This is a genomic window from Flavobacterium chilense (genome assembly GCF_001602525.1).
Classification (GTDB): domain Bacteria; phylum Bacteroidota; class Bacteroidia; order Flavobacteriales; family Flavobacteriaceae; genus Flavobacterium; species Flavobacterium chilense.
In genome coordinates this window covers 402,238-415,860 of the sequence record NZ_LSYT01000006.1, presented here as the reverse complement: position 1 = coordinate 415,860, position 13,623 = coordinate 402,238, and the positions used below count along the sequence as shown (strand labels likewise).

The 13,623-nt window shown below is 32.6% G+C and carries 17 protein-coding genes; 7 read left to right on the top strand and 10 right to left on the bottom strand.

Annotation, left to right across the window (positions count from 1 at the left end; translation table 11 throughout):
• Positions 1 to 200 precede the first annotated feature (200 nt).
• The 4 genes from A4F88_RS15760 (at position 201) to A4F88_RS15745 (ending at position 3,972) form a co-directional block, all read left to right on the top strand.
• The gene (locus tag A4F88_RS15760) at positions 201 to 1,979 is read left to right on the top strand and encodes an ABC transporter ATP-binding protein (protein WP_068843596.1); all 1,779 of its coding nucleotides are present in this window, start codon (positions 201 to 203) and stop codon (positions 1,977 to 1,979) included.
• Positions 1,980 to 2,047: 68 nt separating this feature from the next.
• Complete coding sequence (locus tag A4F88_RS15755) at positions 2,048 to 2,416, top strand: PUR family DNA/RNA-binding protein (RefSeq protein WP_029268690.1); 369 nt, start codon at positions 2,048 to 2,050, stop codon at positions 2,414 to 2,416.
• Positions 2,417 to 2,571: 155 nt separating this feature from the next.
• Complete coding sequence (locus A4F88_RS15750; RefSeq protein ID WP_068843595.1) at positions 2,572 to 3,402, top strand: alpha/beta hydrolase; 831 nt, start codon at positions 2,572 to 2,574, stop codon at positions 3,400 to 3,402.
• Positions 3,403 to 3,423: 21 nt separating this feature from the next.
• Positions 3,424 to 3,972 (top strand): RBBP9/YdeN family alpha/beta hydrolase, encoded by a 549-nt coding sequence (locus A4F88_RS15745; protein ID WP_068843594.1) that lies wholly within the window; start codon positions 3,424 to 3,426, stop codon positions 3,970 to 3,972.
• Positions 3,973 to 4,044: 72 nt separating this feature from the next.
• On the opposite strand, the gene A4F88_RS15740 is transcribed toward A4F88_RS15745, so the two are convergent.
• Positions 4,045 to 4,380: a tRNA-binding protein gene (locus A4F88_RS15740; protein ID WP_068843593.1), complete on the bottom strand. Its 336-nt coding sequence runs from the start codon at positions 4,378 to 4,380 to the stop codon at positions 4,045 to 4,047.
• Positions 4,381 to 4,509: 129 nt separating this feature from the next.
• Between A4F88_RS15740 and A4F88_RS15735 the strand changes: the two genes are divergently transcribed.
• The 3 genes from A4F88_RS15735 to A4F88_RS15725 all read left to right on the top strand — a co-directional run bounded on the left by A4F88_RS15735 (position 4,510) and on the right by A4F88_RS15725 (position 6,859).
• Positions 4,510 to 5,403 carry an alpha/beta fold hydrolase gene (locus A4F88_RS15735; protein WP_082815785.1) on the top strand — a complete coding sequence of 298 codons (894 nt, stop codon included), beginning with the start codon at positions 4,510 to 4,512 and terminating at the stop codon, positions 5,401 to 5,403.
• A gap of 116 nt (positions 5,404 to 5,519) precedes the next feature.
• Entirely contained in the window at positions 5,520 to 6,074 is a 555-nt protein-coding gene (locus tag A4F88_RS15730; protein WP_068843592.1) for a thioredoxin family protein, read from the top strand.
• A gap of 389 nt (positions 6,075 to 6,463) precedes the next feature.
• Complete coding sequence (locus A4F88_RS15725; protein WP_068843591.1) at positions 6,464 to 6,859, top strand: GreA/GreB family elongation factor; 396 nt, start codon at positions 6,464 to 6,466, stop codon at positions 6,857 to 6,859.
• A gap of 110 nt (positions 6,860 to 6,969) precedes the next feature.
• Here A4F88_RS15725 and A4F88_RS15720 read toward each other — a convergent pair whose 3' ends face one another.
• The 9 genes from A4F88_RS15720 to A4F88_RS15680 form a co-directional block, all read right to left on the bottom strand.
• Positions 6,970 to 7,284, bottom strand: a complete 315-nt coding sequence (locus tag A4F88_RS15720; protein ID WP_068843701.1) for a cytochrome C — start codon at positions 7,282 to 7,284, stop codon at positions 6,970 to 6,972.
• 98 nt (positions 7,285 to 7,382) lie between these two features.
• Entirely contained in the window at positions 7,383 to 8,315 is a 933-nt protein-coding gene (locus A4F88_RS15715) for a peptidylprolyl isomerase (protein ID WP_068843590.1), read from the bottom strand.
• Positions 8,316 to 8,375: 60 nt separating this feature from the next.
• A complete protein-coding gene (locus A4F88_RS15710) occupies positions 8,376 to 9,512 on the bottom strand; it encodes an MFS transporter (RefSeq protein WP_245179137.1) in 1,137 nt (378 codons plus the stop codon).
• Between the two features lie 143 nt (positions 9,513 to 9,655).
• A complete protein-coding gene (locus A4F88_RS15705; protein ID WP_068843588.1) occupies positions 9,656 to 10,006 on the bottom strand; it encodes a cupin domain-containing protein in 351 nt (116 codons plus the stop codon).
• A 51-nt stretch (positions 10,007 to 10,057) separates the two neighbouring features.
• Positions 10,058 to 10,930 carry a sugar phosphate isomerase/epimerase family protein gene (locus A4F88_RS15700; protein ID WP_068843587.1) on the bottom strand — a complete coding sequence of 291 codons (873 nt, stop codon included), beginning with the start codon at positions 10,928 to 10,930 and terminating at the stop codon, positions 10,058 to 10,060.
• Between the two features lie 22 nt (positions 10,931 to 10,952).
• Positions 10,953 to 11,495 (bottom strand): NADPH-dependent FMN reductase, encoded by a 543-nt coding sequence (locus tag A4F88_RS15695; protein WP_068843586.1) that lies wholly within the window; start codon positions 11,493 to 11,495, stop codon positions 10,953 to 10,955.
• Positions 11,496 to 11,497: 2 nt separating this feature from the next.
• Positions 11,498 to 12,403, bottom strand: coding sequence for an archaemetzincin (locus tag A4F88_RS15690; RefSeq protein ID WP_068843585.1), 906 nt, complete (start codon positions 12,401 to 12,403; stop codon positions 11,498 to 11,500).
• A gap of 113 nt (positions 12,404 to 12,516) precedes the next feature.
• Positions 12,517 to 12,972: a nuclear transport factor 2 family protein gene (locus tag A4F88_RS15685; RefSeq protein WP_068843584.1), complete on the bottom strand. Its 456-nt coding sequence runs from the start codon at positions 12,970 to 12,972 to the stop codon at positions 12,517 to 12,519.
• Between the two features lie 114 nt (positions 12,973 to 13,086).
• The gene (locus A4F88_RS15680) at positions 13,087 to 13,422 is read right to left on the bottom strand and encodes a hypothetical protein (protein WP_068843583.1); all 336 of its coding nucleotides are present in this window, start codon (positions 13,420 to 13,422) and stop codon (positions 13,087 to 13,089) included.
• Positions 13,423 to 13,623: the final 201 nt, after the last annotated feature.

Sequence of the window (13,623 nt, the reverse complement as noted above, 5' to 3'; positions counted from 1 at the left end):
TAGTATTTTTATGAGTTAAAATTATGAATTCGTCAAAAAGACTTCTCAAACTTAAACAAAAAATACACATGTGCTAATTTTTTATCTTTATAATAACAATTTTACAATACAATTGTTTTGATTAAATTTCATATTATTATACTTTTACTTAAGAATAATTCATAAAATCAAATCATTTCAATACTGAATTTCTTAAAAAAATGAAAGAATTAAGCTATTTAAACAAATATTTCATCAAGTATAAATATAGTTTTTCGCTAGGTATTTTAATCACCATAATCGCACAAATATTCTCTCTGTTTACCCCAAAACTTATCAGTAAGTCGCTAAACGCTATCGAAAAGTTTGATAAACTTCCTCAAGTTCAGCAAACTTCTCAGACTATTATCGATTCGTATCGGAAAGATTTAATTCATAACGTATTGCTAATCATTGCTACTACAATTGTTGCCGGGTTCTTAACTTTTTTAATGCGCCAGACATTGATTGTAATGTCGCGTCATATAGAATTTGATTTAAAAAATGAAGTTTTTAAACAATACGAAAAACTTTCTCAAAACTTCTACAAACAAAATCGCACCGGAGATTTAATGAATCGTATCAGCGAGGATGTTTCAAAAGTTCGTATGTATGTTGGTCCTGCCGTTATGTACACGATTAATACATTTATTCGTTTTGCTATCGTTATTATATATATGTATAATGTTTCACCGTTATTAACTTTGTACACTATTTTACCATTGCCAATTCTTTCTTATTGCATTTTTAAACTGAGTTCTGAAATCAACAAACGAAGCACTACTTTTCAGCAGTATTTATCAAAAGTTTCCAGTTTTTCGCAGGAAATATTTTCAGGAATTCGAGTTATAAAAGCCTATTCGTTAGAAAATCAACATCAAAATAATATGGTGGCTCTTGCCGATGAAAGCAAAAAAAAGAGCTTAGATTTAGCCAAAGTTCAATCGCTGTTTGGTCCTTTGATGATTGCCCTAATCGGAATCAGTAATTTAGTGGTTATCTATTTTGGAGGCGTTATGTATATCAACGGAACGATTCCGAATATCGGAACAATTGCTGAGTTTATTTTATATGTAAATATGCTAACCTGGCCGGTAGCTTCGCTGGGATGGGTTTCATCAATGGTTCAGGAAGCAGAAGCTTCTCAGAAACGTTTAAACGAATTTTTGAAAATCGAACCTGAAATCAAAAACAAAAACGAAAATTCATCAGACATACAAGGTTCTATTGCTTTCGAAAACGTAAGCTATACCTATGAAGATACAAATATCGAGGCTTTAAAAAACATTAGTTTTACCGTTAAAAAGGGAGAAACATTGGCTATTTTAGGAAAAACAGGTTCAGGAAAATCTACTATTTTGTCTCTTATTTCACGTTTATATGATGTTACCGAAGGAAGAATCACAATCGATCAGAACGAAATAAGCACTTTGAACTTAAATGACTTAAGAAACAATATCGGAATTGTGCCTCAGGACGCTTTTTTATTCTCTGATACTATAAAAAACAATATCAAATTTGGTAATCAAAATGCCACTGACGAACAGGTTATCGAAGCTGCAAAAAATGCCGTTGTTCATGATAACATCATCGCTTTTAACAAACAATACGATACTGTTTTAGGAGAAAGGGGAATTACACTTTCAGGCGGACAAAAACAGCGTGTATCTATTGCGCGTGCTATTATTAAAAATCCGGCGATTTTACTTTTTGATGATTGCTTGTCAGCAGTAGATACAGAAACTGAAGAAACAATCTTACATAATTTGTTTCAAATTTGTAAAGATAAAACTACAATCATTGTCAGTCATCGAGTTTCTTCGGCTAAAAATGCCGACAAAATAATCATTTTAGAAGATGGCAAAATAATCCAACAAGGCTCTCATAATCAATTAATAAATCAGGAAGGTTATTACGCATCGTTATATTTAAAACAACTTTCAGAAAAAGAATTACTTTAAATGTTGCGTAATAGATAATTTTTTATGATTTTTGAGTACTATTAATTCCAAAAATGATAGAACGTATTATGAGAGAAAATGACATGTTAGAAAAAGAAGAGATTTTTTCTAAAGTATTACGAGCAGGAAGAAGAACTTATTTCTTTGATGTAAGAGCTACGAAAGCTGACGATTATTATATCACGATTACCGAAAGTAAAAAATTTACTGAAGAAGATGGTTCTTTTCATTTTAAAAAACACAAAATTTACCTGTACAAGGAAGATTTTAGTGCTTTTGCAGAAATACTAGAAGAAATGACTTCATACGTTTTGAACCACAAAGGCGAAGAAGTAATCTCTGAAAGACATCAAAAAGATTTTAAAAAAGAATACGGTTCTGATAAACCTGAAGGACAAAGATCCAGCTTTACAGATATTGATTTTGACGATATTTAGTCCTATTATAACTTTTTAAAAAAGTACGAGTCCAATTTGTCCTGCATTTTGGACTTTTTTTATATATTTAAACTCTAGTATTTTGGTCGACAATCGATTTAAATTTCAGACAATAATTCTTTAAAACTCAACAACAGTAACTCAACTTTTTTAAAATGAAAAAACTAATTGTTTTACTTAGTTTCATCTTTATTGCAAATTTATCATTTTCACAAAAAACAGATTATGAAACAAAATCCAACATTCAGTATTATAATTCCGTGATCAACAAATCCGATTCTTATATTAATGAACGTTGTGTTCTGGATATTTATTATCCAAAGAATATAAAAAATTTTGCTACAATTGTCTGGTTTCATGGAGGAGGATTAACAGGCGGAAATAAAGAAATTCCTGATGCCTTAAAAAATAAAGGTTTTGCTATTATTGGGGTCAATTACAGATTAGCTCCAAAAGCAAAAGCCGCAAAAGCTATAGAAGATGCCGCAGCCGCTGTTGCATGGGCATTTCATAATATTTCAAATTATGGCGGAGATACTTCTTTAATTTTTGTTTCTGGACATTCAGCAGGAGGTTACTTAACTTCGATGATTGGACTTGATAAAAAATGGCTGCAAAAAGAAGGTATTGATGCTAATAACATTGCCGGACTTATTCCGTTTAGCGGACAATGCATTACTCATTTTCAAATTAGAAAAGAAAACGGTATTCCGGACACACAACCTGTAATAGATACTTTTGCACCTCTTTATTATGTTCGTGCTGATGCTCCGCCACTTTTACTCATTACCGGAGATCGCGAATTGGAAATGTTAGGCCGTTATGAAGAAAACGCTTATCTCGCCAGAATGATGAAAGTTGCCGGACACAAGCAAACTAAACTTTTTGAACTCGACGGTTACGGACATGGCATGACAGAACCAGGTTTTCCGCTGCTTGTAAATGAGGTAAACCGAATTACAAAAGAAATACAAACCAAAAAATAACCTCAATATAAATTCCCTGAAATGGAAACTCAACTATTAATTTTACCGGGACTTGGAAATTCCGGAGATAAACACTGGCAAACCTTTTGGCATAAAAAATTCAGCAATTCAATTCGTTTAGTTCAGGATAACTGGGATGAACCTGTTCGCGAAGAATGGATTCAGCGTCTCAACGAAGAAGTTTCTAAACTAAATGTACCTACGGTTTTAGTCGCGCACAGTTTAGCCGTTTCATTAGTATTACATTGGGCACAAACAAATAATAATCAAAATATTGTTGGCGCTTTACTGGTAGCGCCTGCTGATGTAGATTCACCTCAGCATACGCCGGATTGTATTAGAAACTTTTCGCCAATGCCTCTTTACCAATTGCCTTTTCCGTCAATAGTTGTGGCAAGCGAAAATGATCCTTATGCTACTTTTGAACGAAAAAAATATTTTGCCGAAAAATGGGGAAGTGATTTCGTAAACGTAGGGCAACAAGGTCACATCAATTCTGATTCTGATTTAAAATACTGGGAAGAAGGACAATTGATATTACAGAAGTTAATCGATAATATTAAAAAGTAGTCAGTGTTCAGGTTTTTAGTGTTCAGTTTACTAAAGTTTAATCATCATTACTGAACACTAAAAACCTGAACACTAACCTATACGTAATCCATTAGGTATTTTAAAATCCGGAGCTAATAAAATAACATCTCCTTCCTCACCTACTGCTCCAAGAACCAAACATTCGCTCATAAATTTTCCAATTTGTTTTTTGGGAAAATTTACTACTGCTACAATTTGTCGGTTTATCAAATCTTCTTTTTGATAACGTTTTGTAATTTGTGCAGATGATTTTCGAATACCAATTTCAGCACCAAAATCTACGGTAAGCTGATATGCTGGTTTTCTTGCTTCGGGAAAATCATTTACTTCTATAATGGTTCCGACACGCATATCGGTTCTTTCAAATTCATTCCAGGTTAAATCCATTTGTAAAATTGTTTATTTACAAACCTATTAATTTTGTAATTATTACTACTAATTCTATAACCGTTTTTTTTAGTTCTGATTCTAAATTTACATATCAGGTTTTTAAGCTAACACTAAAAAAGATACAAAATGGAAAATACGATTCTAAATACCGACTATACTGAAAGAGATTTTGATTTTAATCTGCACGAACAAAATACCGATAAATACATCAAGACTTCGAAAAACGTAAAACTTTATGTGAAGGATTACGGAAAAGGGAAACCTGTAATTCTGATTCATGGCTGGCCGCTTTCTAACGAAATGTGGGAATATCAGATTGATTTTCTGGTTCAGAATAATTATCGCGTGATTGCTTATGATCGCCGCGGATTTGGTAAATCTTCCCAGCCTTATGACGGATATGATTACGACACTCTAACAGATGATTTAAAGGAGATTATCGATCAGCTTCAACTAGAAGACGCAACACTTGTAGGTTTCTCTATGGGCGGCGGTGAAGTGGTTCGCTATTTTAGTCGTTATGGCGGAAAAGGTGTTACAAAAGCAGCTTTAATATCGTCTGTAGTTCCGTTTTTATTACAAACGAATGACAATCCTGACGGACATCCAAAAGAAAAAAGCGAAGCAACAGCAAATGCGATTAAAGAGGACAGAATTGGCTTTGTGGATAATTTTGGAAAAACGTTCTTTGGAATCAACATTATCAATAAACCATTAAGCACACCGTTATTAGAATACTACCGAACTTTATGTTCATTTGCTTCTCCCCGTGCAACTTTAAAATGTGCTGAATCTTTTTCTTATACTGATTTTAGAGAAGAATTAGATTTTATAAAAGTTCCAACCTTAATAATTCATGGTGATGATGATAAAATTGTTCCTATTGAACTAACTTCAAAAAAAGCGGCAAAAGCAATTCGCGAAAATACATATATTGTTTACGAAGGTGCACCACACGGATTATTCTATACAGATAAAGATAAATTAAATACTGATTTACTGAATTTTCTGAATTCGTAAATCTATCCTAAAGTGTCCAAAAGAGTTTTTGAAAATTTCTTTTGGACATTTTTATTCTTGTGCTCTTTTTTTTACAGAATTTTAATTTATTTTTGAGGGATTAATTCCTGATAAAAATGGCACGAACTCCTTCAAATATGTTAGCTCTTGGAACTGTTGCTCCAAATTTTAAATTAAAAGATACGAATTCTAATAATGAGTATTCTTTTGAGGATTTAAAAGGATCAAAAGGAACATTGGTTATGTTTATTTGCAACCATTGTCCGTTTGTACTTCATGTTATTCGCGAAATTGTGATGATTGCCAATGATTATCGTGTTCAGGGAATTGGTGTTATAGCTATTTCCAGTAACGATATTGAAAAATATCCTCAGGATGCTCCTGAACTCATGACGGAATTTGCTTTTAAAAACAAAGTAGATTTTCCGTATTTATTCGACGAAAGTCAGGAAGTGGCAAAAGCATACGATGCAGCTTGTACACCTGATTTTTACTTATTTGACAACCAAAACAAATTGTTTTACCGTGGTCAGCTTGATGATTCCAGACCCGGAAACGGAATTCCTTTAAGCGGAAGTGATCTTCGAAGTGCTATTGATGCACTGATTTACAACCGAAGTTTAAATGAAATCCAGAAGCCTAGTATTGGGTGTAATATCAAATGGAAATAAACTTTTTAGCCATTTAAAAAAGTTTACCTATCTTTGCCAATCAAATTAACAATTCTCATTGTGAGCACTATAAGTATAATTACAGTTTTTATGTTGTTGTTTTCTTTAAGGAGAAAACCGCTTACGGCTGTATTTATTTCGCATAGTAAGGCCTTTATTCATTAGGCCTCCGTCTACTTCAATTTCTTCTTTCAGGCGGAGGATTTACATCAGGTTTTTTTATTTTATTTATTTGACAAGTTTATATTCTGTCAGATAAATTTCTGTTTTTGCTAATTCGTTTTTATTCCATTTTAAGCTATTTTATCAATAGATAAAATCCTGCATTACATCCTGTTAAGAAGAAGAAATACCATTATAGTAAATTATAAACAATATAAAACATAGTTATGAAACCAACACCCACCTTCTGTAAAACAGATTATCAGTTTTTGAGAGAACTGATCTTAAAAAGTAAAAATTCAACAAATGCCAAAGAAGCTAATCAGCTTTCTCAGGAATTAGACCGTGCGGTTATCAGTAAAGAAAGTGAACTGGATAGTTCTGTTATCAGAATCAATTCGCATGTCACGATCGAAGATGTAAAAGCAAATAAACAAATGAAAATTCAAATCGTTTTACCTTCATTTGCTGATGTAAAACAAGGTAAAATTTCAATTCTCGCACCTTTAAGTGTCGCTATTATTGGCTTTAAAGAAAATGACGTAGTGGATTGGGAATTACCAGCTGGAATAAAGACTTTAAAAATAGTTGCAGTTAGTAATACCACTGAAAGCAATTCTTAATTTTTTAAACACCTCACTTGTGACGGTGTTTTTTTATGTTCTGTTTTAAATAAAAAAACTATCCAATACGATGTACTGAATAGTTTTTATGAATCTGCAATTATAATCTCTTACAATTGAGAAGTTATATAATTTGATATTGAAGCCATTTGTGTATCATCCAACTTCGCTTTCTTCTGCATTCTTGTTAGAATTGGTTTCCACTCTTCCTGAGAATATTTCTTCGGGTCATATAATTTATGACATCTTCCACAACTGTTTTCGTACAAGTTTTTGCCTTCTGCCAGTTCAGGCGTTAATGCCGCAGGTTTTGCAGCCTCAGTAACTGCCGGAGTGGCCGGAGTAGTAGCCGACGCAGTTTTTTTAGTTCCGCATGAAACTAAAAGTACTGTTACAGCAGTTAGAATTAAGATTTTTGATTTCATTGTTTTTACCTTTATTTTTAGGTAAATATAAAAAAATCCCATATGCCGCAGCATACAGGATTATTATTTAAAACCATATTAAATAGAGTCTAAAAGTCTTATTTAACATCCATTAATTCAACATCAAAAATCAAAGTTGCGTTTGGCGGAATTACTCCTCCTGCACCTGATGGTCCGTAACCTAAATCAGAAGGAATAACAAAACGAGCTTTGTCACCTACTTGTAATAAAGCGATACCTTCGTCCCAACCTTCGATAACCTGACCAATTCCTAATTTAAATTCGATTGGTTTTTTACGTGGGTAAGATGAATCAAAAACTTTTCCGTTTTCTAAAGATCCTTCGTAGTGCACAGAAACAGTTTTTCCGGCTTCAGCTCTTTTACCTTCACCTTTTTGGATCATTTTGTAACGTAAACCGCTTTCTGTTTTATCAAAGCCAGCAGCTAATTGCTCCATTTTTGCTTCAGATTCTGCTTTTAAAGCTGCTTCACGTTTTAGACGGGCACCTTTTAAACCAATGAAAGCCTCGATAGCATTCCATTTTTGAGCTTCTTCTCCAACTCTGATAATTTCTACAGAATCAAGATTATCACCCTGAGCTACAGCATCAACAACATCCTGACCTTCTACAACCTGACCAAAAACACTGTGTTTTCCGTCTAACCAAGGAGTTGGAACGTGTGTAATAAAAAATTGAGAACCATTACTTCCGGGACCTGAATTTGCCATAGACAAAATTCCAGGACGATCGTGTTTTAAACTTGGGTGAAATTCATCATCAAATTTATAACCCGGATCTCCGGTTCCGGTTCCTTTAGGACATCCTCCCTGGATCATAAAATCAGGAATAACTCTATGGAATGTTAATCCATCATAAAATTTATTTCCCTGAGGTTTTACTTTATTTTCCATATTTCCTTCTGCAAGAGCTACAAAATTCCCTACAGTTCCCGGAGTTAAATCATGTGTAAGTTTTACTAAAATCGAACCTTTACTAGTGTTAAATTTAGCGTATATTCCGTTTTCCATTGTTGTTATTTTTAATTTGATTGCAAATTTACAAATTAATTTTATATCAATTTGTGCTTTCTATTTTTTAGACTTTGATTTATAAGTAAGGCCGTAAACCGCTAATGATAGTAATGATAATACCATACAACCTATTGTAACAGCGTGCCATCCGCCCAGTTTCCACAGCAATAATCCGTATGCTGATCCGGCTGCTGTTCCTAAAAAGCTAAACGACATAAATACTGTATTTAATCGGTTTCTGGCTTCTGGCAATAAAGAATAAACTCTTGTTTGGTTTGAGATATGAACGCCCTGAATTCCTATGTCGATAAACACGATTCCAATCGCAATTCCAATCACACTTTCGATTGAAAAATAAAAGACCAAAAAGCTGATTAAGATTAATAAACAACCATAACCTACCGCTATTCTGGAATTTCCTTTGTCTCCCATTTTACCCACTAAAGGTGCTGCCAAAGCTCCTGAAGCACCTACAATTCCGAATAAACCAATTGTAGCACTGTTAAAATGAAATGGTTCTCCTGAAAGCAATAAAACCATAGTAGTCCAAAAAGCACCAAATTGTGCAAAACTGAATACATTGATCATGGTTGCTTCACGTAAAACCGGCTGTGTTTTTATAAGTGTAAAAAGTGACTGAATTAGCTGACCGTAAGTTCCCTGAAACTGAGGTTTATTTACCGGGAATTTATTCTGAATTACAAAAAAGATTAACAGACAGATTCCGGCAGCGATATAAAACATCGATCTCCAGCCTAAAACCTGACCAATAAATCCGCTTAAAGTTCTCGAAAGCAAAATACCAACAAGCAAACCGCTCATGATGGTTCCTACTACTTTTCCGCGTTGTTCCGGTGCACTTAATGAAGCTGCGAGTGGTAAAATAAGTTGTGGTACAATCGAAGTAATACCAATAAGCAGAGAAGCTATTTGTAAAATAAGGAAACTTTTTGCTGTAGCTGCAATGATTAATGCAATTACTGATGCAAAAGTGGTCATTAAAATTTGCCTTTTTCGCTCTATTTTATCTCCTAACGGAACCATAAAAAAGAGTCCGATCGCGTATCCTGCCTGAGTAAGATATGTTATCGTTCCTGCATTGGCTTCAGGAATTTTAAATTCGTTGGCAATTAAAACAATTAAAGGCTGGCAGTAATACAGATTTGCAACTATAAGTCCAGTGCAAGCTGCCATAAATAAGACATTCGTTTTGGATAAATTCATTTTGCAAAAATACCGATCTAATCTGAATCAAAACTTTAAAAAAGTTATAAAGTTTTTAATTTTTTAGGTTAGACCGGTATTTCTGAAAATGATATTATTGCTATTGGAAATTTTTATTTTTTAAGAAAATCTTCTCTTGCAGGGCCAAAAACGTCTGTAAGCATACCACTTTCCAGGCAAACAACACCATGAATTGCATGTGGCGGAATATAAAAACTATCGCCTTCTTTTAAGGTTTCAGTTACTCCGTTAATAGTAACATCAAATTTACCGCTTGCCACATAAGTTACCTGTGTGTGATAGTGTTCATGTAAAACACCAATTCCGCCTTTTTCAAAATAAACGTTTACTAACATCACCCGATCATCAAAAGCCAGAATTTTGCGTTTGATACCTTCTCCTACTACTTCCCACTCTATATCATCTCCTTTTATAAATTCTTTGCTTGTTCCGATATTCTGCATAACTTTTAAAATTGATTTTGACAAAAATACTATTTTTAAATGGCTTTATTTTCAGATGAGATTTTTAGAAATAAAGTCATGACTTGTTTTGACTGATTCAAAAAAATCGGGCTTATAATTATTTTCCTGCTCTACAAAAAAATGTTTCATACCGGCTTTTTTTGCTGCGGCAAAAATGTTTTTAAAATCAATAGAACCTGAACCAATTTCTGTATTTAAAGCCGGATTTATTTTATCCATATCTTTTACATGCCATAATTTAAAACGGTCCTGATTTGCTGTAAATAATTTGAGAGGATCATTTCCTGAGCGAACAACCCAATAAAGATCTAATTCAAAATAAACCAAATCTTTATCTGTTTCCTTCAACAGAATTTCATAACCTGTTACTCCATCATGTTTTTGAAATTCAAAATCATGATTGTGATAGGCTAATTTTAAGCCTGTTTTTTGACACATTTTTGCCGCTTCATTTAATCGTACAGCAATGTTTTTATAATCCTGAATGCTTTTTCTAAAAGGTTCGTCTATCCAGGGAATGGTCAAAAATTCACTTTTTAGAATCTTTGCCGCTTCAATTGCTGCAATTAATTCTGTTGTATTTCCATCATACAAAAAGCTTCCCAGATTATAATGTCCGCTAATAGCTTTTAGTTTGTTAGCATCGAGTATTTTTTTAAATTCAATGGGAGTCAATCCCCAAAATTGATCTTTTATCGAGAAACCGTATGTTTCGACAGTAGTAAATCCGGCTGCTGCAACTTGTTTTAAAGTCGATTTTACATCTTTTGAAAGTTCTTCTCTTAAGGTATATAATTGTAAGCCTATTTCTTTTTTATCCATAGTAAATGCTAATGATGGCAAAGCCAAAACTGCTGTTGTGGCCAGAGTGCTGTTTATGATAAAGTTTCTTCTTGTGATCATTTTCTATTTTCAAAAGTAAATTTTAAGAGACTAAGAATTGATTTTCAAAATGGTGTATAAAGTTTTGAAGTGCAATGGCAGTTTCTTTGTTTATCATTTTACCCTCTTCATTGATTTTTCCGCGAACTCCCTGTATTAAAAGTTGTGTACTTTCATCAAAACTGGCCTCGAGCGTTTTCATTATTAATGAAAGCTGATCTTGTGCCATTTCTCCGGAAGCCGAAGCAGTTATCAAACCCGTTTTTTTATTTGAAAAAATAGTTGTCGAAACACACCATTCTAAAGCATTTTTTAAACTTCCGGGTAAACTAAAAACATATTCAGGTGTACAAATCAGAACCCCATCTGCCTCTATAATTTTATTTCTGAAATCTAATACCTTTTCCGGTGGATTTTCATTATCTAAATCCGGGTTAAAATGTGGAATTTGATCCAAATCTTCAAAAATTTCAACCTCAAATTCGCTTTTTATATGTTCTGAAATAAACTTTAGGAGTTTAAAATTACTGGAGTTTTTTCTTGTACTTCCTGTTATGGCTAAGATTTTTATTATTTGTGCCTGCATTTTTATTGAATAACGGCGATGTCCTTTTTCATCAGGTCAAGTCCGTCAGTTAAGTTATTTCTTTTAAAGTATTTTTCTAAATCAGTCAATCTCTTTTGGTTGTCGTATTGAATACAAGAATTCAATTTTCTTTGACAAACAGAACACAATCGTATAGAACTTGAATCAGTTTCAGACAAACTATTGGTTCCATTCATTACACAATCTGCTGTAATACAATGATACAAACCAAACATATGCCCTATTTCGTGCGAACTTGTTTTGAGTAATCTCGATAGGCACAAATTAAAGTTTTCTGAAGTTAATTTACCATCCTGTAATCTGTAAATAGAACTCACACCCACTTTATCACGATAAGAAGCTAAGCCAAAAACAAAATTCCATTCTGGTTTAGGATATAAATCCAGTTCTGAAATTCCCATTAAAGCAATTCTGTTTAATGGTTCTTCCTTTTTTAAAACATCATCTAAAAGATAACCAGCCAATAACTGTTCGTGATCATCAACCATCCTTCTGGCAGAATTTGGGACTATATTATTAGAAATAGGTTCTAAAGTTTTTGTTTCTAACTGAAAGAAAATTTCCAAATATTCATTCATTAATTTGATCTGTTGCTTTTGCAAAGAAGTAAAGGTACCAATTGGTCGTAAGTAAATGATATTTGCCTCTTTGGTTGGAACAATATGTTTAGAGAGAAAGTATTGTTCAAAAGTTTGTCCTTTTTCTTTATGAGAAAATAACCACTCTCCATAAACCGGTTCGTCTAATTTAACGTCATTATTTTTAATTTCTTTAAAATACGGCGTTTCTATAGGAATCTCTTTTGACGATTCTTTTGTAGTTTCTTTTGCTTTTTCTTTGTTACAGGAACAAAATAATACTAATAGTAAGACGGTTATTTTTCTCATATACTTTTTGATAAATATATTCAAAAAAAACTTCGGTTTAAAATTTTATAATTGCCTGACTTACTTTTTTGTGATTTCTTTTATCACCGTTTTTTCTCTTGTTGTTTTACCCTTTATTTTTCTTCCTCAAAATTATCGAAATAGGTAAAATCTTTAGTAATTAATCCATTCTCGATCGTAAAAATGGTACAAATAGGCAATTCAAATTTTGAGTTGTCCGGAGCTGTTCCGGTTGATATAAACTCTACAACAATATGTTTTTCTCCAGAAGGATAGATTTGAACAACTTTATCATGCAAATCCGGAAAAGTTTTATTGAGTTCTGCATACTTCTCTTCAATCTGCCTGCGCGTTTGAATTACAATACCTGCTCCTAAAGATGGGTCTTTAAAATCAGCTGTTTCAGTATACATTTCCGACATCTTTTTCCAATCGTGTTTATTAAAATGCTCAAAATACTGTTGTACTACTTTTTCATTGTTTGTTGCATTCATAGATGTTGATTGGTTTTGATTGTTACAGGAAATGATTAAAAAAGCTAATATCAGAATTACTATATTTTTTTTCATACATAGTCTTTTTAGGTTATTTAAAATCGATTTAAATGACCTAAATATAATAAAATGACAAGAGACTACCATAAATAATTTATAAGTCTCCAGATAAAAAAATAAGATAACGATCTATTTTACAACAATTTCCTGCGGAGTACGCTGTTGTCTGTCTGTTTTACAGGAATAAATTTTCCCCTCTTTATTTGTGTATACGTAGGTATAATTCCAATAACTTGATCCCGCCATTCCGGCATCTTTATTATTATTATCCGTATTCTTATATACTTGTTCAGCGTAAACAAGAATTTCCTCTTCGTCATTATTTTTTATGATACGCACCGGAGATCCCCAACTCTTAATCAGATTTTTTTTTGATTCGCCAATCCATTTGTCGTTTACATTCCTTGTCCCTGAACACGCCTGTAAAGCCACAATGGCAACTACTAAAAGTATTCTCTTTTTCATAATGATTTCAATTATAGATTATTCTTACAATTTTAAATTATTATCCCGAATAAAAAAAATAATTATTATAAAATTAATCTTATAAATTTAAATAAATAAATTATCATTTATCTTATATCCACGTATTCAATTCTTTAAGAAATTGTAAATTTAAAATTCATTCAAATTCAGCATAACTAAATGATATTAAACGATTAAAGA